Raw genomic sequence first — 21,240 nt, forward strand, 5'->3', positions numbered from 1 at the left:
GGGTTACGGTGTGGAACGTGGGTTTTGAGGGCTTTGATGGCGAAGCTGAGGCCCGTCTGCGGAAGACGGCACTGCAGCTCTTCGCGAGTCTCGGCTACGATTCGACCACCACGGACATGCTCGTCGAAGCCGCGGGAGTCGACCACGGGACCGTGCTGAAAGCGGGGGGTAAGTCCGGTCTCTACCGCGCGACCATGGAGTACACCAACGACCTTCTGACCAGGGCGACCCGTGAGGCGCTGGCCCGGGTGAAACCGGATGTGGACGGGTTGCACCAGCTGGTCGATTACCAACTGGACTTCTATTTCGAGCACCCAGAAGTGCTGTTCCTGTGGGCGCACCGCTCACTGTCGGACGCGGCGGACCTCACCGACATCGAAGAACGCTACAGCGCCCCTTTGCACGATCTCCTCGAAGAGGCCTTTGACGGCACCCAACTCCTGGATCGGACCGAGTACCGGCTGACGGCGAACGTCTTCAACTGGTGCCTGCGGGGATTCATGATCGGCGGTGTCCACCTGCTCGACGGATCCGTGCTCGGACCCGACGACCCCGGCCTGCGCGACGCCTTCCGCGCCTACATGCATCGCCTCCTCGACGCCATGCGCCCTGCCGGCGGCTACTGAGCGGACGGCGCTCGTCCGGTGCTGACCGGGTCGAAGGGGACCGGTTCTCGCCTGCCGCCGACGCGCCTCCCTCGACCGCGCAGCCGGCGACGAGGAGCGCGGCACAAAACCAAGCGCTCGCTTGACTGAATGCCCGCGGCACGCCAGCGTGGTCCTTGATCGGCGGCGCACGGGAGAGGGTCGATGGGACTGCTGGACGGGCTGCGCGTACTGGATCTGACCATGTGGCGGCCCGGGCCGTACGCCACCCAGCTGCTCGCCCAGCAGGGCGCGGACGTCATCAAGGTCGAGCCGCCCGGGGGCGAGCCGATGCGGATGTTCCGGAGCCACTTCGACCTGCTCAACCAGCACAAGCGCTCCATCGTGCTCGATCTGAAGACCGAGCACGGCCTGGCCCGGTGCCTGGAGCTGGCGGCCAGGGCGGAGGTGTTCGTGGAGGGGTTCCGGCCGGGGGTGGCGGACCGGCTCGGGGTCGGGCACGAGGCGGCGATGGCGGTCAATCCGAGGCTGGTCTACTGCTCGCTTTCGGGGTACGGGGCGGAGGGCGCGCTCTCGACGGTTCCCGGGCACGACGTCAACTACCGCGCGTACGCCGGGGCCCTCAAGGACGCCGGGCCGTCGCACGAGCTGCCCGTGGCCGACATGGCGGGCGCGACGATGGCCGCGTTCGCGGTCACGGCGGCCTGCCTCAAGGCGCGGGCGACCGGGATCGGGGAGCGCGTCGACCTGGGGATGGCGGACGTGATGGCGCACTGGGTCGGGACGGCGCCCGAGATGGCCTCCAGCACGGGAGGCGGCCCTGTCCCGGGCTATGGCGTGTACGCGACCAAGGACGGGCGCCGGATCGCGCTGGGCGTGGTGTCGGAGCAGCGGCTGTGGTGGGCCGCCTGCCGGGCGCTGGGCCTGCACGAGCACGCGGACGTGCCGTTCACCGAGCGGCTCGGACGGCTGCGCGAGCTGGACACGGCGGTGGCGGACGCGGTCGCGCGGCTCACCCGGGACGAGGCGGTCGATCTGCTGGACGCGGCGGGCGCGCCCGTGGCGCCGGTGCTGGACCGGGCCGAGATGATGGCGTCCCGGAACTTCCAGGCGCGCGGCGTGATCGCGGACGGGACCGTGGGCGCGCCGTTCCGTACCGCCGTCCACCATGGACTTTCCCCCAGCCCGGTCGCCGCCCTGGACGAGCACCGCGGCCAGGGGTGGTAGCCCCACCGAAATTCGTCCGGGTTTGTCGGACCCACCTGGCATCCTGGAGACGTGAGCGATGCGAACCGGGAAGCACAGCAGTGAAGCTCACGCATGGCCGAGCCGCCAGGCGAGGAGGCCGCGTGAGCGATGCGAGCCGAGCCGTCGGACGTGTGGGCGGGTCAGTGTGCAGCGCGTGACGGGCCGCCCCATGCTGGTCGGGCGGACGGTCGAGCTTGGGGATCTGGAAGAGGCGCTCGCGCACGCGCCGGGTGCGGTCCTGGTCGGCGGGGAGGCCGGGCTGGGCAAGACGCGGCTGATCCGCGAGTTCGCCGGCGCGATCGAGCGCGGCGCCGGGGGCGGGAACGCGCGCCTGCTGGTCGGCGGCTGCCTGGAGCTGGGCTCGGACGGCCTGCCGTTCGCGCCGTTCACGACCGTGCTGCGCGGGCTGGTCCGCGACATCGGCACCGGGGGCGTGGCCGAGCTGCTGCCCCGCGGCGACACCGCCGGGCTGGCCCGGCTGCTGCCCGAGTTCGGGGAGCCGGAGACCGACGCGGCGTCCGGGGAGGAGCGGGCGTGGCTGTTCGAGCTGGTGCTGATCCTGCTGGAGCGGCTGGCCGAGCGCGGCCCGGTCGTGCTGGTGATCGAGGACGCGCACTGGGCCGACCGGTCCACCCGCGACCTGCTGGCGTTCCTGGTGCGCAACTCCGACGCCGCGCCGCTGCTCATCGTGGTCACCTACCGCACCGACGAGCTGCACCGCACGCATCCGCTGCGGCCGCTGCTGGCCGAGCTGTCCCGGGTCGACCGGGTGCGGCGGCTGGAGCTGACCCGGCTGTCGCGCGGCGAGGTGGCCAGGTTGGTGGCCGGGCAGCTCGGCGAGGAGCCGTCCGCGGCGCTGGTGGAGCGGATCCACGCGCGTAGCGAGGGCAACCCGCTGTTCGTGGAGTTCCTGCTGGAGGCGGACGGCGGCGGCAAGCAGGGCGAGCTGCCCGAGTCGCTGCGCGACCTGCTGCTGGCGGGCTTCCAGCGGTTGCCGGAGGAGACCCAGGACGTGCTGCGGGACGCCAGCGGCGGCGGCACCCGCATCGAGCACGCGCTGCTGTCGGCCGTGTCGGGCCTGGACGACGCCAGGCTGACCCGGAAGCTGCGGCCCGCCGTCGCCGCCAACGTCCTGGTCGTAGACGGCGACGGTTACGCGTTCCGGCACGCCCTCATCCGCGAGGCCGTCCACGACGATCTGCTGCCCGGCGAGAACACCCGGTTGCACACCCGGTACGCGCAGGCGCTGGAGGACGATCCGGGCCTCGTCCCGGCGCGGCGGCTGTGGGTGGAGCTGAGCCACCACTGGCTGGCCGCGCACGACGTGACGTGGGCGCTGGTGAGCGCGTGGCGGGCGGCGGGCGAGGCGCGCAAGGCGCTGGCGTACGCCGAGCAGCTCGCGATGCTGTCGCGCGTGCTGGAGCTGTGGGAGCGGGTGCCGGACGCGGCCGACCGGATCGGCGCCGGCCACCTGGACGTGCTGGAGCAGGCGGCGACCGCGGCCGACCTGGCCGGCGAGTTCGAGCCCGGTATCAAGCTCGCCACCAGCGCGCTGAAGGCCATCGGCCTGGGCGAGGGCACCGGGCCGCGGCGCGCCGCGCTGCTGGAGTTGCGCGGCCGGATGCGCCACCAGATAGCCCGGCCCGGCTTCGTGGAGGACCTGCAGGAGGCGGTGCGCTGCATCCCGCCCGATCCGCCGACCGAGCTGCGCTCCCGGACGCTGTCGACACTGGCCGGCTACGTGCGTCTCACCACCGACATCGAGGTGGCGCGGCAGGCGGCGGAGGAGGCGCTGGAGATCGCGCAGCGGATCGGCTCGCTCACCGCCGAGGTGGACGCGCGCATCACGCGGTTCTGCGTCGACATCGACTACGACGCGGGCGAGGCGGCGCTGACCGAGGCGGAGGCCTTCGCGCAGCGGGCCGGGACTCCCCGCGTTCTGCTGCGGATGGCCGTGATCAAGTCGCACTTCCTGGAGGGCGCCGGCCGGCACGAGGCGGCCGTCGAGGTGGCGCACCGCGGCATGGAGCTGGCCCGCGAGTACGGTGTGGCCCGCACCCAGGGCGCCTTCCTGGGCATCAACCGGGCCGAGCCGCTGGTGTCACTGGGCCGCTGGGACGAGGCGCGCACCGTCCTGCGGCAGGCCGTGGAGCAGGACCCGGCGGTCACCACCCGCACCTCGCTGGGGGTGCTGGACGGGGAGATCGCGCTGTCCCGCGGGGACCTGGCCACCGCCCGGGACCGGCTGGCCGAGGCCCGCGAGATCATTGACCTGAAGATGCAGTGGCTGAAGGCGCAGGACTTCTTCGCCACGCTCCGGCTGGAGGCCCGGCTGCGGATGGCCGAGGGCCGGCCGCGGGAGGCGCTGGCGGCGGTGCGCCGCGTCGTCGACATGCCGGGCCTGCCCGATGACGGCCGGTTCGCCTGGCCGGTCCTGGTGGTGGGCGCGGCGGCGTGCGCCGAGCTGGGCGACGCCGCGACGATCGACGACAAGCCCGCGTTTCCGCAGATCCAGGCGCGGGTGGCGAACCTCGACACGCGCGGCCCGGCGCAGGAGGCCTACCGGCTGGCGTTCGAGGCGGAGGCCACGCGGGTGCGGGGCGAGGCCGACCCGGCGGTCTGGGACGCCGCGGCCGCCGCCTGGGAGGCGCTCGGCCGCCCGTTCGAGCGGGCGGAGGCGCTGCTGGGGGCGGCGGACGCGGCGCTGGCACGGGGCGAGCACGATCCGGCGGCCGAGCGCCTGGACCGTGCCGCGCGGCTGGCCGCCGAGCTGGCCGCCCACCCGCTCCGCGCGCGGATCGAGGAGACCGGGCTCCGGGTGCGCCGCCGGGACGAGGCGGCGCCGCTGGGCCTGACGCCGCGCGAGTTCGAGGTGCTGCGCCTGGTCGCGGAGGGGCAGAGCAACCGCGAGATCGCCGCGGCGCTGGTCATCTCGGTGAAGACCGCCAGCGTGCACGTCTCCAACATCCTGGCGAAGCTGGAGGTCGGGAGCCGGGGCGAGGCCGCCGCGACCGCCCACCGCCTCGCCCTCTTCAAGCCGTCCCGGACGGGCTGACGGCCGGTCGGTGCCGTCAGGGCCGTCCCGGGGCGGTCAGCGCGGGACGCGCGCGACGCAGAAGACGGTCTGCCCGAACGGCGGCCGGACGACCCGCTCGATGCCGCGGGTCAGCGGCACCACCGTACGGTCGTAGATCTTGACCAGGCGCGGGTCGGGGTAGCCGACGCTGCCCCGCCGCACCGCGACCCACCAGGCGATGCCGCCCAGGAAGTTGATCGGCTTGAGCACCTCCGGCAGCAGCCCGGCCTCGCGGACCGAGGCGGCCAGGGTGGCGGGGGTGTAGCGGGTCACGTGCCCGACCTTGCGGTCGAAGTCGCCGTACAGCTGCATGTAGCCGGGCACCCAGATGACGATCCGGCCGCCGGGCTCGGTGACCGCGGCCAGGTCGCGCAGGGCCTGCACGTCGTCCTTGATGTGCTCCAGGACGTTCATCATGACGACGGTGTCGACCTTCTGCCGGATGTTGACCTCGGCGGGCAGCTCCAGGTCGAGCACCTCGACGTCGTCGGCGTCGGCGTACCGCTTGCGCAGCTCTCCGACGCAGTAGGGGTCGTTGTCGCTGACGGCCAGGTAGTCGAGGCGGCCGCTGAACTGCTCGGAGAAGTGCCCCAGCCCCGAGCCGATCTCCAGCAGCGAGCGGCCGACGTGCGGGGCGACCGTCTCGTACTCGTATTTGCGGTAGTTGCGGGCCTCGTCACCGCCGAGGTGGTTCTCCAGCGCGCCCTCCCCGGCCGCCGGCTGGACGAGCTCCCCGTCCCCCGCGGTCGGCACTGCGCGCTGTGGACGTGGTTGTGAGCCGCTGCTCACGAGGTTGAGGAGGGTTCCGGTGATGGACTTCTTCTGACCTGGTGACTGCATTACTTCCCGCTCGCTGGGTGCGTTTCGGCGCTCGCTGGCGTTCCGCTTGGCGTTCGCCCGGCCGGCGGGCCGACATCTTCGCGTACACGGGCCGGCTCTCGGGCGCAAGGTCGGTCAGTCTATCCACAGGGACCGCGTCCAAGCGCCGCGGCCGTCGTTTTCGCCCTCCGACCAGCCCTTACCCGGACAGGCCCGGTTCAGCCCCGGGTGCCCGCCGTGGCCTGGCCGGGCGCGTCGGCGCCGCCGAGAAGATGCCAGGTCAGGTCGCTGTAGCGGGTGGCGTAGAGGTAGTCGCGGCAGGCCCGTTCGAGCGCGTTGGGACGCCGCGCGCGGACGGTCCCGAATTCGTCGGCGGCGGCGGTGAGCACGGCCTCCGCGATCGCGTCGACGGGCGCGTCGACCCCGAGGTCGGCGAGCGCGGGCGGCGCGGTCTCCTGTCCGCCGGACCGGACGCGGTGCCGCGCCTCGGGCCCGGCCGGGGTGACCTGCAGGGCGGTGTGGAGGAGTTCGGCGTGCCGGGTGCGCAGCCGCGCGGTCTGGAGGGTCCCGTTCCGGAGCGCCGGGGCCGGAGGGCCGAACCGTTCGACAGCCGTGGCCACGAGCGTGTCGAGATCGGTCGGCGCTCCGGAACGGGGGCCTGCGGGAGCCGTGGCGGACGCCCGCGCGTCGGCGCGGCCGGGCACGCCTCCGGCCGCGCGGACGAGGGTGAAGTTGAGCGTGCCCAAGCCGGTGGCGACCGCCGCGCCCCCGCTGGCCCGGCGCACGACGCGCACGCCGTCCTGGGCGCATCCGGCGACGTCGACGGCGCGGTCGACGTCCTGGAAGCGGCCGACGATCACGCTCGGGGCGTTCTGCCAGATCCTGAACAGCGTCGAGGTGCCGGAGCGGGCCAGCGCCTCGTCCAGCGCCAGATTCCAAGCCGGGTCGTGCGTGTCGTCGACGATCACGCTGAGCATGGACCCGGCCTCCTCTCCCTGTGCGATGTAAGCGTCGGGTGTCCCGTCACTGCATTCCTGCAACATATCCACCAAAGGCACCATTCACAGGCAGATAGTTTTCATATGGTGACACCGCGCGTACATTCCAGGCCGGGTGCGGGACGGTCAGCCGATGCGCCGGTGCACGCCGTACCGCTCGCTGGGGCCCGGCTCGGTCGGCGCGATCCACGGGCCGGGGATCGACGGGTCCAGCACGCCCTCCTCCAGCCAGGTGAACTCGCCCCCGAGGACCTGCTCGGCGAGCCTGCCGTCGAGGGCGTCGGTGTTGCGCCACAGCCCGTCGAACAGCTCCTGGACCCGCACCCGCGACTGGCGGCAGAACGCGTCCGCGAGCCGCAGCGCCGAGACCCCCGGGACCGTCTCCACGCCGCTCGCCAGCGGCGCGGCCCCGGAGCGCGCGTCGGCGTGGGCGCGCACGCACACCGCGCTCATCGCGTACAGCTCGGCGCCGATGTCGACCATGCGGGCGAGGAAGCCCTGCTTGTACTCCAGGCGGCCCTGCCAGCGGCCGGCCGCGTAGAACGTCGAACGGGCCAGCTTGCGGGAGGCGCGCTCGACGTACCGCAGATGCCGGGCCAGCGGGCCGAACTCGGCGTACGCCCCGGGCCGCTGCCCCGCGCCCGTCACCAGAGTGGGCAGCCAGCGCGCGTAGAAACCGCCCGCGCGGGCCGCCGCGCGGGCCTTCTGCTCGCGGGTCGCCTCCGGGTCGATGATGTCCCCCGCCACGGACAGGTGCGCGTCCACCGCCTCGCGCGCGATCAGCAGGTGCATGATCTCGGTGGAGCCCTCGAAGATCCGGTTGATCCGCAGGTCGCGCAGCAGCTGCTCGGCCGGCACCCCGCGCTCGCCCCGCGCGGCCAGCGACTCGGCGGTCTCGTAGCCGCGCCCGCCGCGCACCTGGACCAGCTCGTCGGCGATCCGGCAGGCCATCTCCGTGGCCCACAGCTTGGCCAGCGCCGCCTCGATCCGGATGTCGTTGCGCTCGTCGTCGGCGAGCTGGCCGGACAGGTCGAGCATGGCCTCCAGCGCGTAGGCGGTGGCCGCGATGAACGCCACCTTGCGCGAGATCGCCTCGTGCGCGCCGATCGGGCGGCCCCACTGGACGCGCTCCCGGCTCCACTCGCGGGCGATCCCGGTGGCCCACTTGCCGGCCGCGGCGCAGATCGCCGGCAGCGACAGCCGGCCGGTGTTGAGCGTGGTGAGCGCGACCTTCAGCCCCGCCCCCTCGGTCCCGATCAGGTTCGCGGCGGGAACCCGTACCCGGTGGAAGCGGGTGACGCCGTTCTCGAGGCCGCGCAACCCCATGAACGCGTTGCGGTTCTCGACCGTGATGCCCGGGGTGTCCATGTCGACCACGAACGCCGAGATACCGCCCCGGTGCCCGTCCGACTTCGGGACGCGGGCCATCACCACCACCAGGTCGGCGACCACGCCGTTGGTGGTCCACAGCTTCACGCCGTCCAGGACGTAGGAGTCGCCGTCGGGCACGGCGACGGCGCGCAGCCGCGCCGGGTCGGAGCCCACGTCGGGCTCGGTCAGCAGGAACGCGCTGATCTCTTTGGCGCAGCGCGGCAGCCAGGTCTCCTTCTGCTCGGCGGTGCCGAACAGTTTGACCGGCTGCGGGACGCCGATGGACTGGTGCGCCGACAGCAGCCCGCCCAGCGCCGGATTCACCGACCCGACGAGCATCAGGGCGCGGCCGTAGTAAAGCTGGCTGAGGCCGAGGCCGCCGTATCGTTCGGGAATCTTCATGCCGAGCGCGCCTATCGCGCGCAGTCCGCGGACCACCTCGTCCGGAATGCGCGCCTCTCGCTCGATCCGGGCGGCGTCGACCTCGGTGGCGAGGAATTGCCGCAGGCGTTCCAGGAACGCCTCTCCCTTGCGCCGCGACTCATCGTCCGGACGCGGATGCGGATGGACGAGATCGAGCCGGAAATCGCCCAGGAAGAGTTGCTTTCCGAAGCTGGGCAGGCGCCATTCGGCCTCCCGCGCCTCTTCGGCGACCTTGCGGGCGGCGCGCTCGTCCACGGCCCCGCCCGTGCTGTTCCCCATGGTGGTCTGGCTCATGCCGGCTCCTCGGCGGCGGCGTGCGTCACCCGTAAGTTACTCCCGGGTCGTACCCTTGGACAGGCCCTCCATTCGGCTTAGATCGGGTTTTGGCAGGCGCTTGGGGACGTCCAGTAACAACGATGTCGCAGACCGGAATGGAGACTCCTGAGCCCCTCCCGAAAGGACCGTTCCATACCGTCTCGGCCGTCACCGACCACCGCGGATCCGACCGCCGACTTTTCCGAACCCACCGCCCTGGAAGCGGAAGAAGTGATCCAATATGGTGAGTGTCACCAAAGGCCTTGACCGTACGAGGCCAGAGGGGTTCGCTGTGCGTGATGGATGAGACACGGAGACCAACTCTCATCGCCTCGGTACAGCGCGCGCTGCGACTCATGGAAGCGGTGGCGTCCCATCCCAACGGAGCCCCGGCCAAGCAACTCGCGCGCGAGGCGGGCCTGCCCTTGGCCACCGCATACCACCTGCTGCGCACCCTGGCGCACGAAGGCTACGCGACGCGCCTCTCGGACGGCGTCTGGGTGCTCGGCGACCGGGTGGAGACGCTGCACGACCAGAGCAAGACCCAGCAGGTCCTGGCCCGGATCCGGCCCGCGCTGATCGCGCTGCGCGACGAGCTGGGCGCCGCGTCCTACTTCGCCATGCACGTCGACGACGAGATCAGCATCATCGACATCGCCGACGGCCCCCGCGCGCCCCGGGTCGACCTGTGGGTCGGCTTCGACGAGGCGGCGCACGCCACCGCCATCGGCAAGTGCCTGCTGGGCCAGCTCAGCGAGGACCGCCGCCGCGACTACCTCGCGCGGCACCCGCTGGTGGACCTCACCCCGCACACGATCACCGAGCCGCGGCGGCTGATGCGGCTCCTGGCCTCCCCGGCCGAGGTCTCCTTCGACCAGGAGGAGTACGCCCTCGGCACCGGGTGCGCCGCCGTCCCCGTCACCGACGCCACCGGCAGCGTCGTGGGCGCGCTGGCCATCTCGTGCCGCGCGAGCAAGCTGCCGAAGATGGAGGCGTCGGTGCACCGCATCCAGGCCACCGCCGCCCGCATCCAGCGCACCCTCAGCCTCACCACGGCCTGAGGGTCAGCGGCCCTGGAAGTTCGGCTCGCGGCCCTCCAGGAACGCGCTGATGCCCTCCTTGGCGTCCGCGGACCCGGCCAGCTCCACCAGCTCGCCCAGCAGGTGCGCCACCTGGTCCTCCAGCGGACGGCCCTCGATCGCGAAGAACGCCTCGCGGCCCTTGCGCAGGCCGAGCGGGCTCTTGGCGGCGATGACGCGGGCGAGCCCGTCCACCCGGGCGTCCAGCTCGGCGCGCGGGACGACCTCGGTGACCAGCCCGATCTCCCGGCCCTCGGCGGCGCTGATCCGCTGCCCGGTGTAGTACAGCTTGAACGCGTGCTTGGGCGGCACGTTGCGGTTCACGATCGCCATGATCATCATCGGCCAGAGGCCCACGTTCACCTCGGGCGTGCCCAGCTTCACATCGTCGGCGGCGATCACCAGGTCGCAGGCCGCCGCCAGCCCGAGCCCGCCCGCGACCGCGTGCCCGGCCAGCCGCGCGATGATCGGCTTGCCGAGCCCGGGGAACGCGGTGAACAACCGGTACGGGGCGCTCGCCCGGACGGCGTCCGGGTCGGCCACCGACCGGCCTTCCCGCTGGGCCTGGCCCAGCCCGCCCAGGTCGGCCCCGGCGCAGAAGGCCCGGTCTCCGGCGCCGGTCAGCACGATCACCCGTACCGCGTCGTCCGCCCGCGCCCGCCCGAACGCCTCGAGCAGCTCGTCGACCATCTGATCGCTGAGCGCGTTGCGCGCCTCCGGCCGGTTCAGCGTGATCCGCGCGACGCCCTCGGCCACCTCGTACAGGACCGTCTCGAACATGCCCCTCCTAGCGGACGCCGGCGGGCGGGGCCCGGATGAGCCCCGCCCGGCCGGGTCCGTGCGCGGGTCAGACCCGCTCGATGATGGTGGCGTTGGCCTGGCCGCCGCCCTCGCACATCGTCTGCAGGCCGTAGCGGCCGCCGGTGCGCTCCAGCTCGTGCAGCAGCTTGGCCATCAGCACGCCGCCGGTGGCGCCCAGCGGGTGGCCCAGCGCGATCGCGCCGCCGTTGGGGTTGGTCTTCTCCAGCGAGGCGCCGGTGTCCTTGGCCCAGGCCATCGGCACCGGGGCGAACGCCTCGTTCACCTCGAAGACGTCGATCTCGTCGATCTTCAGCCCGCTCTTGGCCAGCGCCTTCTCGGTGGCGGGGATCGGGCCGGTCAGCATGTAGACCGGGTCCGAGCCGGTGAGCGCCAGGGTGTGGATCCGCGCCCGCGGGGTCAGGTCGTACCGCCGGACGGCCTCCTCGGAGGCGAGCAGCAGCGCCGAGGACCCGACCGAGATCTGCGAGGCCACCGCGGCGGTCAGCGCCCAGCCCTCGCGCAGCGGCTTGAGCCCGGCCATCTTCTCCATGGTGGTGTCGGGGCGGGCGCCCTCGTCCTTGGCCAGCCCGGCGATCGGGGCGATCTCCCGGTCGAAGTAGCCCGCCTCGATGGCCTTGCTCGCGCGCTGGTGGCTCTCCAGCGCGTACTCCTCCAGCTCGGTGCGCGAGAAGCCCCACTTCTCGGCCATTAGCTGGGCGCCGCGGAACTGCGAGATCTCCTGCTTCCCGTAGCGCTCGGCCCAGCCCTCGCCGTACGGGAACGGCATGCCCTTCTCCAGCGCCATGGCGACCGACGAGCCCATCGGCACCATCGCCATCTGCTCGACGCCGGCCGCCACGACCAGGTCCTGGGTGCCCGACAGCACGCCCTGGGCGGCGAAGTGGATGGCCTGCTGGGAGGACCCGCACTGGCGGTCGATGGTCACGCCCGGCACGCCCTCGGGCAGCCCCGCCGACAGCCACGCCGTGCGGGCGATGTCGAGCGCCTGCGGGCCGACCTGCATGACGCAGCCCATGACGACGTCCTCGACCGCGGACGGGTCCACCCCGGTGCGGTCGACCAGTTCCTTCAACACATGCGCCCCGAGGTCGGCGGGGTGGACGTCCTTGAGAGCACCCTTCTTGGTGCCGACGGGGGTACGGACCGCGCCGACGATGTACGCCTCGGCCACTGCGCCTCCAATGTGGGGTTGGGTTCCGTCCCGAAACCGAGTCAGATTCGGTCAGTCGGTATGAGATTACATCGCACGGGGTCCGGCACCAGGACGCGGGCTAGCGGATGAGGTCCTTGGCCACCTTGGCGGCGCCCAGCGCGGCGCAGCCGCCCGCGCCGACGACCGCCGCCGCGGTGATCGGCAGTGGCAGGCCCTTGCGGGAACGCGTGCCGCTCAGCGTGTCCAGGGAGTCGACCATCAGGCCGAGGCGCGCCAGCAGCCTGCGGTCGGAGTCCGTGCCGATCAGGTAGGCGGCGCCGAGCGCGATCTCCCGGGCGGCGAACATCCGGGTGACGAGGTCGCGGCTCGCGGCACCGTCCTTGCCGCCGCCCATGCCCGTCAGGCGCGCGGTGAGGCCGGGGGCGGCGAGCGCCACGGCGCCCAGCGCCACCCGGCCCCGGGCCAGGTGCAGCATGAGATCGTCCACGCGGTCGCGTTTCTGGTCCTGGTCTTCCTTCGCATCTGCCACGGGGTGAGGCTATCCCCGTACCGAACGGAACTCGACCGGCGGGTAACTCCCTCCTTACTTCCGGCCGGGAACCCGTGCTCGCGGGCGCGGCCGTCTAGGCTTCATAGCGAAAGCCCGTGCCCCGCCCCCACCCCAGGACCCCCCGAACGCTCGAACGAAGGTGGCCATGGAAGGGATCCTCGCCCTCATCGTCGTCACGCTGCTGGGCTCGTTCTGCGTCCGCTGGGCGGCGGCGCGGATGCGCCTGCCGGTGCCCGCGCGGGCCAGCGTGATGATCGTGTTCGTGCTGGTGGTGCTGCTCTTCTGGGGCCAGAGCATGAACTAGTGGCGGCGACCGTTTTGTCGGAGGCTTTCTCCCCCCGGGGCGGGCAAACTTCTCCCGACAAGGCGAACAAACGCCCCGGCCCGGGAGTCTTATCCCTCGAGACCGGCTTCGACCCCGGCTCACGCCGCCGGCTCGCGCTCCGGCGGCGTGAGCGTTCCGTACCCCGTCACCACGAAGCCACCCGGAGCCGAGGGAGAGCAGACGTGCCGCATCCGGCCACGATCACCCAGGAGCCCGGCGCCCCGATCGCCCCGCATCTCCGGCGCCTGCTGGAGTTCACCGAACCCGCCGGCGACGACGTGTGCCTGGACGTCGCCCGCGGGGCGGGGCCGATGCCCGCGGCGCTCGGCCCCCAGGTCCGCCATGTCACGGCGGTCGACGCGCTGCCGCGCCGATCCGTCGGACGCGGCGGCGGGCGGATGTCGACGGTGATGTTCGGCACCGGCCCGGTGCGGATCGCAGGGGAACTGGAGCCACACGGGCCCCCCGCGCGCGGGCACGACCACAGCGGCGGCGCCGACGGGCACGCCGCCCGGCGGGGAAGCGCCGTCACCGCGCACGACGGCGACCTGCCCCGCCCTTCGCTCGAGGAGATCGCGGCGCACCATCGCGGCACGCCCGACCCGGTCCGGGTGCGCGCCGACGCCACCGCGCTGCCCTACCGCGACGGCAGCTTCAGCCTCGTCACCACCCGGTTCGCGCTGTTCACCCTCGGCGACCCGCAGCGCGTGCTGCGCGAGCTGCTGCGGGTGTGCCGCCCCGGCGGACGGCTGATCATCGCCGATCTGGTGCGCGGCAACCTGGCCCAGCCGGACCGCGACCGGATCGAACGGCTGCGCGACCCCGACCATCCCGGCACCCCGTCCATCGCCGCGATCACCGAGCTGATCACCTCCGCGGGCGCCAGCATCCGGCGGCTGGACGTCTTCACCGTGGAGCGTCCCCTGGAGCCCTGGCTGGCCGGCGCCCGCGACCCGCGCGCCGCCGACCGGATCCGCGCCGCGCTGCTCGACGAGATCGACGGCGGCCCCCGGACCGGCGCCAAACCCCGCCTGATCGGCGGCGAGTTGTGGTTCACCCAGTCCTGGGCGCATGTCGCGGCCGAACCTATCTAACACCTCTCAAGGTGGCCTCAGGCACCGCGCGAGTGCGCTACCTGGCCGGTGGGGCGATGCCCTCACCGGGCAGATCGCGAAGCGATGTCGCACTCGTCCAAGCACGGTCAGGGTGCGAGCCGCCAGGCGAGCGCCCTGGGCCGGGATTGCATAAATACCGCGTACCGTTAGGGCATGCGGGCTTGGGCGGTGGGGAAGCCGGGACCGATCCAGGACGCGCCGCTGCGGCGCGTTGAGCGCGACAGGCCCGAGCCGGGGCCCGGTGAGCTGCTGGTCCGGGTGCTCGCCTGCGGCGTCTGCCGCACCGACCTGCACGTGGCCGAGGGCGATCTGCCCGTCCACCTGCCGGACGTGACCCCCGGGCACGAGATCGTCGGCGAGGTCGTCGCGACCGGGCCGGGCTGCCTCCGCAAACCGGGCGACCGGGTCGGCGTCGCCTGGCTGCGCGGCACCTGCGGCGCGTGCCGGTTCTGCCGCCGCGGCGCGGAGAACCTCTGCCCCGCCTCCGTCTACACCGGCTGGGACGCGCACGGCGGGTACGCCGAGTACACCCTGGCCGTGGACGCCTTCGCCTACCCGCTGCCCGCCGGGCTCGACGATGTGACCGCCGCGCCGCTGCTGTGCGCGGGGATCATCGGCTACCGGGCGCTGCGCCGCGCCGAACTGCCGCCGGGCGGGCGCCTGGGCCTGTGGGGGTTCGGCGGCTCGGCCCACCTGGCCGCGCAGATCGCGCTGGCCGAGGGCGCCGAGGTGTACGTCCTCACCCGCGGCCGGGCGGCCCGCGAACTGGCCCTGGAGCTGGGCGCGGCCTGGGCGGGCGACTCCTACGAGGCGCCGCCGCGGCCGCTGGACTCGGCGATCGTCTTCGCGCCGGCCGGCGAACTGGTCCCGGCCGCGCTGCGCCGCCTCGACCGGGGCGGCACCCTCGCCATCGCCGGGATCCACGTCACCGACATCCCGATGCTCGACTACGAGCGCCACCTCTTCCAGGAGCGGCAGGTCCGCTCGGTCACGGCCAACACCCGCGCGGACGGCGAGGAGTTCCTGCGGCTGGCGTCCCGGCTCCCGGTGAAGGTCACGACCCACCGGTACGCCCTGGACAACGCCGACCGGGCCCTGGAGGACCTGGCCGCCGGCGCCTTCACCGGGGCGGCCGTCCTCGTCCCCTGAGCCGTTTCACGGCGTTTCAGAGCGTTCCTGGACGTACCGGGACGTTCTACGGGGTCGGCGTCACGGGGCGTCGGGAAGCTCGAACCAGACGGCCTTGCCGTTCGGCGTCGGCCGCGCCCCCCACCGGGTGGCGAGCTGGTCGACCAGGTACAGCCCGCGGCCGCCCTCGTCGGTCTCGCCCGCGCTGCGGATCCGCGGCAGCCGCATGTCGGAGTCGAACACCTCGACCCAGATCGCGTCCGCGCCGTGCCGCAGCCGCAGCCGGAACTCCTTGGTCGGCGGCTCCCGCCGGCCCAGGTCGGCGCCCAGGTTCCAGTCGTCCTCGTCGAAGCCCGGTTCGGACGGGAAGTCGCCCGTGTCGAAATCGCCCGTGTTGAACCGCACCAGCGGCGGGCCGTCCAGTACCAGCTCGCGGCGCGGCTGCGGGGTCGCGGTGGCGTGCAGCACCACGTTGGTGACCACCTCGGACACCAGCAGGCAGGCCAGCTCGGCCTGCTCGTCGAGCATCCCCCACGCGGCGAACGCGTCGGCCGCCATCCGGCGCGCCTCCGACACCATGATCGGCTCGGCCGGGAAGGTGCGCTCCTCGACCGCCAGCTCCTCGCCCGCGGTACGGATCACCACGATCGCCACATCGTCGTTGATCTCGCCCGGCACCGCCTCGTACGCGGCCCTGGCGATGGCCTCCACGTCGCCGCCGGCCACCTCGGCGATCGCCGCGCGCACGGCCTCCCGGGACTCCTCCCGGGTGTGGTAGTCGCCGTCCTCCCGGGGCCGCCGGTCGACCAGGCCGTCGGTGTAGAGCACCAGCGTGGCGCCCGGCTTCAGCTCGGCGGTCTCCTCGGTGAAGAAGATCTCCCCGCCCATGCCCGGCGCGCGGACGCCCAGCATGGCGCCCTCGCTCTCGAACGGCAGCTCGCTGACCTCGCCGTCGACGATCAGCAGCGGCGGATCGTGCCCGGCGTTGGCGAACTCCAGCACCCGCGACCACGCGTCGTACACGAAGTAGGTGCACGACACCAGTGGGGGGCGGACCAGGTCGTCGCTGTTCCAGCCCGAGCTCATCCGCTCCGGGCGGGTCATCGTGCGCACCCACTCGTCCAGCTTGCGCAGGATCTCGGCGGGCGGCTTGTCGTCCTGGGCGAAGGCGCGCAGCGCGGCGCGCAGCTGGCCCATCACCGCGGCGGCGCGCGCCCCGCGGCCCTCCACGTCGCCGATCACCAGGCCGACCCGGCCCGCCGACAGCGGGATCACGTCGTACCAGTCGCCGCCGACCTGGGTCTGGATGCCGTGCCCGTGCGACTCCAGCGGGCGGGCCGGCTCGTACCGCCAGGCGATCTGCAGGCCGTCCAGCCGGGGCGGCCGCTCGCCGGGCAGCAGGTGCTTCTGGAAGGCCAGCGCGGTCTCCCGCTCCTCCTCGAACAGCAGCGCGTTGTCGACGGCCAGCGCGACCCGGGACGCGATCGCGCCCAGCAGGTCGCGGTCGAAGCCGTCGTAGTGCGGGTCGGGACGGCGGCTGAGGTTGGACAGGGCCAGGCTCATCACGCCCAGCAGCTCGCCGCGCACCAGCAGCGGCGCGGAGATCACTGAGGTGACGCCCATCTCGTCGCCCAGCCGCTTGCTGGACTCGCTGGGCGCGGAGAAGCGGTGCTGCACCATGTCCTCGACCAGGACGGCGTCGCGCCGGGTCATCGCCTTGGCGCTGAAGTGGCCGGGCGGGTAGGACACCGGCTCGCCCACCTCGGCCCAGGTGCCGGGCGGCGGCTCCCAGGAGCCGGCGTGCCGGGAGACCCGGCGGTAGAGCCGGTCGCCGCTGTACAGGTCGATGAAGCAGTGGTCGGCGAACTGCGGCACCAGCGTGTCGGCCACCCGGCGCAGCGTGGTCTCCAGCTCCAGCGAGCCGCTCAGCCGCTCGCCGATGCGCTCCAGCAGGCCGTAGCGGTCCTGCTCGCGCTGGTTGCTGCGCAGCGCCTCCCGGGCGAAGATCACGATCCCGTCGACGGCGCCGGACGGGTGGCGCAGCGGCACGGCGTGCGCGCGCGTGTAGACGGTGGTGCCGTCGGCCCGCAGGTTGCAGAACGTGCCTTCCCACACGTTGCCCTTGAGGACGTGCCGGGCCAGCTCGGTGGCCTGCTCGTGGTCCTCCTCGGCGATGCCCAGCGACAGCACCGACTGCCCGATGACGTCCTCGCCGCCGAAGCCGAACAACTGCCGCGCGAAGGCGTTGCCGTAGATGACGTTGCTGAACCGGTCACAGACGATGACCGCCATCTCCATCTGGTTCAGCACGGTCTCGGGCGGCAGGTGTGCGTCGAACGGCGACTCCCCCCAACGCTTCATGTGCTCACCCTGCTTACCGAAGCCACTGCCGTCCGGCTCCCGATGCCGTTCCCGCCGTCATTGCCCTTGCCGTTGCCGCCGCCGTGGCAGGCGGCGCCGCACGCGACCCCGGGAGCGCGCTCACCGGGCGTCGCACCGCGAACGCCGCGCGTGCCTCTTCGGTATTGAACGACGAAGTCGCCGCGGGGATACGCGAGATCGGCACGACGGTATGGAGATCTTCGGTATAGAGCGGTCCATCGCCGGGGGGCCGGCGGTGCCCCCGCCGGGTCGCGCCGGGCTCATCGCCTGCTGACGAACACGTGCTCGGCGATGTCCTTCGGGAGGTCGGTCGCCGGACTGCCGCCCTCGTCGTCACACGTCACCCGCACACCGTCGTCGCTCTCCCGGAGGGTCACCTCCCGCCCGGGCTGGATCCCCATCTGCTTGAGTCTAAGCATCAGGTCGCTGTCGCTCTGCACCTGCTCGCTGATCCGCCGGATCACCGCGGGGGCGCCGGACTCGGAGGCGACCGCGGTCATCACCGACAGGGGGCCGGGCGCGGCCTCCTCCCCGTGGCCGCCGAGCTCGTCCAGGCCGGGGATGGGGTTGCCGTGCGGGCAGGTGGTGGGGTTGTCGAGCAGGGCGACCAGGCGCCGCTCGACCTCCTCCGACATCACGTGCTCCCACCGGCAGGCCTCGATGTGGACGTCCTCCCAGGGCAGGCCGATCACGTTGACCAGCAGGCATTCGGCCAGGCGGTGCTTGCGCATCACGCGGGTGGCCAGCCCGCGTCCGCTGTCGGTGAGCTCCAGGTGGCGATCGCCCTCGACCCGCAGCAGCCCGTCGCGCTCCATCCGCGCCACCGTCTGGCTCACCGTCGGGCCGCTCTGCGAGAGCCGCTCGGCGATGCGCGCGCGGAGAGGAATGATCCCCTCTTCTTCGAGCTCGAAGACCGTCCGGAGATACATCTCCGTGGTATCGATCAGGCCGTGTGAGGTCACAGCTCCCTCCAGTCTTGTGAAACTCGAGTCTACTTCGCCCGCCGTGTTCAGGGAGGCCAAGCGCGCATATCCCCGGGTGTGCGGGTACGGACCAACGCACGATGACCGCGAGTTCTTCCGCCGACGCCACCCCGTACCTGCCCGACGACCCGGAGTCACGGGAGGATCTGGACGCGCTGCGCCGCGCCTCGGCGGGCTGCCAGGGCTGTCCCCTTTATAAGGACGCCACGCAGACCGTCTTCGGTTCCGGATCCGAGCACGCCAGGGCCGTCCTGGTGGGCGAGCAGCCCGGAGATCAGGAGGACCGCCGGGGCGAGCCGTTCGTGGGCCCGGCCGGACGCGTGCTCGACGAGGCCTTGGCGGAGGCCGGGATCGAGCGCGGGGACGTGTACGTCACCAACGCCGTCAAGCACTTCAAGTTCAGGCGGCCCGAGGGCGGCGGGAAGCGCCGGATCCACGAGACGCCGAACATCGGCGAGATGCGGGCCTGCCGGCCGTGGCTGCTGGCCGAGCTGCGCGTCCTGGAGCCGGACGTGGTCGTGGCGCTGGGCGCGACGGCCGGGAAGGCGCTGCTGGGGTCCTCGTTCCGGGTGACCAAGCAGCGCGGCGAACTGCTCCCCCTGCCCGATCTCGACCTCATCGGCACCCCGTCCGCGGCCAGGGTCGCCGACGAGACCGCCCGCGGCCGAGGAGAGGACACCGGCGTCCGATTGCTCGCGACGATCCACCCGTCGGCGGTGCTGCGCGCCGACGACCGCGAGGCGACGTTCGCAGGGCTGGTCGAAGACCTAAGGGTGGCCGCCATCGCTCTCGTCTAGTCGTGTCGCTTGGAGCACCGGTCGGCGGGCGCCTCCGGGGACGGTTCCCGCTTCTCGGGGACGTTCATGGTGGACGTCCGGGTGTCGTACCGGAGGAGGGCCGGGACGCACAGTCCCGCGACCACCACAAGCACCGCGCAGGCCAGCCCCCCGCCCACCCAGGACGCGGTCGCGCCCGCAAGGGCCGCGGTGGCCCCGGCCCGCACGTCGCCCAGCCGCGGGCCGCCGGCGACGACGACGATGAAGACGCCCTGGAGCCGTCCGCGCAACTCGTCCGGCGCGTACGTCTGGAGCATCGTCTGCCGGAACACCGACGTCACCAGGTCGGCCGCGCCGCCGGCCGCCAGGAGCAGCACCACCAGCCACAGGTCGCGTGCCAGCCCGGCCGCCGCCACGGCCAGTCCCCAGACCACGACCGCGGCGACCAGCGCGATCCCCTGCCGGTGCACCCGGCCGATCCAGCCGGAGACCAGCCCGCCCCCGAAGGCCCCGAACGCGATGGCCGCGCTCAGCCACCCGATCGCCTCGCCCCCGCCGAACCGGGTCTCCGCCACCTCGGGGAACAGCGCCCGCGGCATCGCCACGCCCATCGCGATGATGTCCACGACGAACGACATCATCAGCACCGGCTGGGTGGCCAGGTAGCGCAGGCCCTCGATCACCGAGCGCAGGCCGGGCGAGCCGGCGACCTCGCCCAGCGGCGGGATCGGCGGCAGCCGCAGCGCCGCGTACAGGCCCGCCGTGAACAGCGCGGCGTCCAGCGCGTACGCGGCCGAGTAGTTCCAGCGGGCCAGGATGACCCCGGCGAACATGGGTCCGGCCAGCATCCCGACGGTGCCGGCGGTGAAGGCCAGCGTGTTCGCCGCCGGGACCAGGGAACGGTCCAGCAGCCGCGGGATGATCGCGCTGCGGGTCGGCGAGGCCACCGCGAACCCCGACGCCTGGACCGCCACCAATGCCATGATCAGCGCCACGCTGTCCACCCCGAGCAGCGCCTGGAGCAGGAGCAGCAGCGTCGCGACCCAGGTCACGGCGGAGGAGATGAGCAGCAGCCCGCGCCGGTCCATGTGGTCGGCCATCGAGCCGCCCCACAGCCCGAAGACGATCAGCGGGACGAGGTTGGCCACGCCCAGCGCGCCCACCCAGAGCGACGACCCGGTCATGTCGTACACCTGGACGGGCACGGCCACGGCGGTGACCTGGAACCCCACGAACGACACGCCCTGGCCCAGCCACAGCCGCCGGAACGGCAGCGAGCGCAGGGGCCGGACGTCGATGGCGATACCTCGGACCCACTGACGAATTGCGGCTTTCACGGAGAAAGTCTCTCGACCCTCCATACCGCGTCGCGTCCAGGGGTGCCCGGGGGCACGCACCGGTAGCGGAGCCTGTCGTGCAGCCGGTTGGGACGGCCCTGCCAGAACTCGATCGACTCGGGCACCAGGCGGAACCCGCCCCAGAAGTCCGGCAGCGGGACGGTGTCGTCGCCCTCCTCGCCGGCCTGCGGCGCGTCGGGCCGCGTGGCCGGATCGGGCCAGCGCCGGGCCAGCTCGGCCCACCGCCGCTCCAGTCCCTCGCGCCCCTCGATCACCGCCGACTGGTGCTCGCTGGCCCACGCGCCCAGCCGCGACCCGTACGGGCGGGTCCGGAAGTAGGCGGCGACCTCCTCCCGGGGCAGCTCGGCCACCGGCCCGTCGACGATCACCTGGCGGTGCATCGAATGCCACGGGAACACCAGCGCCGCCCTCGGGTTCGCCGCGAGGTCCCGGGCCTTGCGGGAGGTCAGATTGGTGAAGAAGCGAAACCCGTCCTGTCCGTAACCCTTGAGGAGAACTGTCCGAATACTGGGGGAAGCTTCCGCGGACGCCGTCGCGAGCACCATCGCGTTGGGCTCCGGCAGCGCCGCCAGACCCGCCGCGTCGGCGAACCAGGCGGCGAACAGGTCGAGGGGGTCGGCCGGAAGAGTTGTCTCCGCCAACTCCCCGCCCTCGTAGGTTTTACGGAGACCGGCCGGATCCGGTGTCGGTTTTTCCACCGCGTACGCCCCTCTC

18 protein-coding genes are annotated in these 21,240 nt (G+C 72.9%); 8 read left to right on the top strand and 10 right to left on the bottom strand.

The annotated features are described in order from the left end of the window. The first annotated feature begins 17 nt into the window (after nucleotides 1-17). From ABD340_RS29055 to ABD340_RS29065, 3 genes are all read left to right on the top strand, one after another. On the top strand, nucleotides 18-626 hold the full coding sequence (locus tag ABD340_RS29055; protein ID WP_344593174.1) for a TetR/AcrR family transcriptional regulator: 609 nt from the start codon (nucleotides 18-20) through the stop codon (nucleotides 624-626). A gap of 183 nt (nucleotides 627-809) precedes the next feature. Then, a complete protein-coding gene (locus ABD340_RS29060) occupies nucleotides 810-1,832 on the top strand; it encodes a CaiB/BaiF CoA transferase family protein (RefSeq protein ID WP_344593176.1) in 1,023 nt (340 codons plus the stop codon). Between the two features lie 175 nt (nucleotides 1,833-2,007). Continuing rightward, the gene (locus ABD340_RS29065; RefSeq protein ID WP_344593178.1) at nucleotides 2,008-4,908 is read left to right on the top strand and encodes a helix-turn-helix transcriptional regulator; all 2,901 of its coding nucleotides are present in this window, start codon (nucleotides 2,008-2,010) and stop codon (nucleotides 4,906-4,908) included. 36 nt (nucleotides 4,909-4,944) lie between these two features. Here ABD340_RS29065 and ABD340_RS29070 read toward each other — a convergent pair whose 3' ends face one another. The 3 genes from ABD340_RS29070 to ABD340_RS29080 form a co-directional block, all read right to left on the bottom strand. Beyond that, nucleotides 4,945-5,682 carry a class I SAM-dependent methyltransferase gene (locus ABD340_RS29070; protein WP_344593179.1) on the bottom strand — a complete coding sequence of 246 codons (738 nt, stop codon included), beginning with the start codon at nucleotides 5,680-5,682 and terminating at the stop codon, nucleotides 4,945-4,947. A 284-nt stretch (nucleotides 5,683-5,966) separates the two neighbouring features. Further along, entirely contained in the window at nucleotides 5,967-6,725 is a 759-nt protein-coding gene (locus tag ABD340_RS29075) for a lipoate--protein ligase family protein (protein ID WP_344593180.1), read from the bottom strand. Between the two features lie 147 nt (nucleotides 6,726-6,872). Next, nucleotides 6,873-8,834: an acyl-CoA dehydrogenase family protein gene (locus tag ABD340_RS29080; protein ID WP_344593181.1), complete on the bottom strand. Its 1,962-nt coding sequence runs from the start codon at nucleotides 8,832-8,834 to the stop codon at nucleotides 6,873-6,875. Nucleotides 8,835-9,154: 320 nt separating this feature from the next. Here ABD340_RS29080 and ABD340_RS29085 point away from each other — a divergent pair, with 320 nt between their 5' ends. Further along, complete coding sequence (locus tag ABD340_RS29085; protein ID WP_344593182.1) at nucleotides 9,155-9,916, top strand: IclR family transcriptional regulator; 762 nt, start codon at nucleotides 9,155-9,157, stop codon at nucleotides 9,914-9,916. 3 nt (nucleotides 9,917-9,919) lie between these two features. Here the strand turns inward: ABD340_RS29085 and ABD340_RS29090 are convergent, their stop codons facing one another. The 3 genes from ABD340_RS29090 to ABD340_RS29100 form a co-directional block, all read right to left on the bottom strand. Then, complete coding sequence (locus tag ABD340_RS29090) at nucleotides 9,920-10,714, bottom strand: enoyl-CoA hydratase/isomerase family protein (RefSeq protein WP_344593183.1); 795 nt, start codon at nucleotides 10,712-10,714, stop codon at nucleotides 9,920-9,922. Nucleotides 10,715-10,781: 67 nt separating this feature from the next. Beyond that, nucleotides 10,782-11,927: an acetyl-CoA C-acetyltransferase gene (locus tag ABD340_RS29095; RefSeq protein ID WP_344593184.1), complete on the bottom strand. Its 1,146-nt coding sequence runs from the start codon at nucleotides 11,925-11,927 to the stop codon at nucleotides 10,782-10,784. Nucleotides 11,928-12,027: 100 nt separating this feature from the next. After that, nucleotides 12,028-12,438 (bottom strand): hypothetical protein, encoded by a 411-nt coding sequence (locus ABD340_RS29100; RefSeq protein WP_344593186.1) that lies wholly within the window; start codon nucleotides 12,436-12,438, stop codon nucleotides 12,028-12,030. A gap of 166 nt (nucleotides 12,439-12,604) precedes the next feature. Here ABD340_RS29100 and ABD340_RS29105 point away from each other — a divergent pair, with 166 nt between their 5' ends. From ABD340_RS29105 to ABD340_RS29115, 3 genes are all read left to right on the top strand, one after another. Further along, nucleotides 12,605-12,763, top strand: a complete 159-nt coding sequence (locus tag ABD340_RS29105) for a hypothetical protein (protein WP_344593188.1) — start codon at nucleotides 12,605-12,607, stop codon at nucleotides 12,761-12,763. A 203-nt stretch (nucleotides 12,764-12,966) separates the two neighbouring features. After that, nucleotides 12,967-13,878, top strand: coding sequence for a class I SAM-dependent methyltransferase (locus tag ABD340_RS29110; protein WP_344593189.1), 912 nt, complete (start codon nucleotides 12,967-12,969; stop codon nucleotides 13,876-13,878). Nucleotides 13,879-14,052: 174 nt separating this feature from the next. Then, nucleotides 14,053-15,048: a zinc-dependent alcohol dehydrogenase family protein gene (locus ABD340_RS29115; protein ID WP_344593191.1), complete on the top strand. Its 996-nt coding sequence runs from the start codon at nucleotides 14,053-14,055 to the stop codon at nucleotides 15,046-15,048. A 60-nt stretch (nucleotides 15,049-15,108) separates the two neighbouring features. Here ABD340_RS29115 and ABD340_RS29120 read toward each other — a convergent pair whose 3' ends face one another. Both ABD340_RS29120 and ABD340_RS29125 read right to left on the bottom strand, forming a co-directional pair. Next, nucleotides 15,109-17,388: an ATP-binding SpoIIE family protein phosphatase gene (locus ABD340_RS29120; protein ID WP_344593192.1), complete on the bottom strand. Its 2,280-nt coding sequence runs from the start codon at nucleotides 17,386-17,388 to the stop codon at nucleotides 15,109-15,111. 281 nt (nucleotides 17,389-17,669) lie between these two features. Next, a complete protein-coding gene (locus ABD340_RS29125) occupies nucleotides 17,670-18,371 on the bottom strand; it encodes an iron-dependent transcriptional repressor DtxR (protein ID WP_344593193.1) in 702 nt (233 codons plus the stop codon). A 101-nt stretch (nucleotides 18,372-18,472) separates the two neighbouring features. Here ABD340_RS29125 and ABD340_RS29130 point away from each other — a divergent pair, with 101 nt between their 5' ends. Beyond that, the gene (locus tag ABD340_RS29130; RefSeq protein WP_344593195.1) at nucleotides 18,473-19,189 is read left to right on the top strand and encodes a UdgX family uracil-DNA binding protein; all 717 of its coding nucleotides are present in this window, start codon (nucleotides 18,473-18,475) and stop codon (nucleotides 19,187-19,189) included. Here ABD340_RS29130 and ABD340_RS29135 read toward each other — a convergent pair. After that, nucleotides 19,186-20,505: an MFS transporter gene (locus ABD340_RS29135; protein ID WP_344593196.1), complete on the bottom strand. Its 1,320-nt coding sequence runs from the start codon at nucleotides 20,503-20,505 to the stop codon at nucleotides 19,186-19,188. The two genes, ABD340_RS29130 and ABD340_RS29135, sit on opposite strands and share 4 nt — an antisense overlap. Next, on the bottom strand, nucleotides 20,502-21,167 hold the full coding sequence (pdxH, locus tag ABD340_RS29140; protein WP_344593197.1) for a pyridoxamine 5'-phosphate oxidase: 666 nt from the start codon (nucleotides 21,165-21,167) through the stop codon (nucleotides 20,502-20,504). Before pdxH ends, ABD340_RS29135 begins: the two co-directional genes overlap by 4 nt. Between the last annotated feature and the right edge of the window lie 73 nt (nucleotides 21,168-21,240).

The organism is Actinomadura vinacea (assembly GCF_039532545.1).
In the GTDB taxonomy this organism is placed as follows: Bacteria; Actinomycetota; Actinomycetes; order Streptosporangiales; family Streptosporangiaceae; genus Spirillospora; species Spirillospora vinacea.

Bases quoted from the DNA above. Each gene is read 5' to 3' on its own strand.
- ABD340_RS29060 (WP_344593176.1), top strand. From the start codon at position 810: ATGGGACTGCTGGACGGGCTGCGCGTACTGGATCTGACCATGTGGCGG.
- ABD340_RS29075 (WP_344593180.1), bottom strand. From the start codon at position 6,725: ATGCTCAGCGTGATCGTCGACGACACGCACGACCCGGCTTGGAATCTG.
- ABD340_RS29080 (WP_344593181.1), bottom strand. From the start codon at position 8,834: ATGAGCCAGACCACCATGGGGAACAGCACGGGCGGGGCCGTGGACGAG.
- ABD340_RS29085 (WP_344593182.1), top strand. From the start codon at position 9,155: ATGGATGAGACACGGAGACCAACTCTCATCGCCTCGGTACAGCGCGCG.
- ABD340_RS29090 (WP_344593183.1), bottom strand. From the start codon at position 10,714: ATGTTCGAGACGGTCCTGTACGAGGTGGCCGAGGGCGTCGCGCGGATC.
- ABD340_RS29105 (WP_344593188.1), top strand. From the start codon at position 12,605: ATGGAAGGGATCCTCGCCCTCATCGTCGTCACGCTGCTGGGCTCGTTC.
- ABD340_RS29115 (WP_344593191.1), top strand. From the start codon at position 14,053: ATGCGGGCTTGGGCGGTGGGGAAGCCGGGACCGATCCAGGACGCGCCG.
- ABD340_RS29120 (WP_344593192.1), bottom strand. From the start codon at position 17,388: ATGAAGCGTTGGGGGGAGTCGCCGTTCGACGCACACCTGCCGCCCGAG.
- ABD340_RS29130 (WP_344593195.1), top strand. From the start codon at position 18,473: ATGACCGCGAGTTCTTCCGCCGACGCCACCCCGTACCTGCCCGACGAC.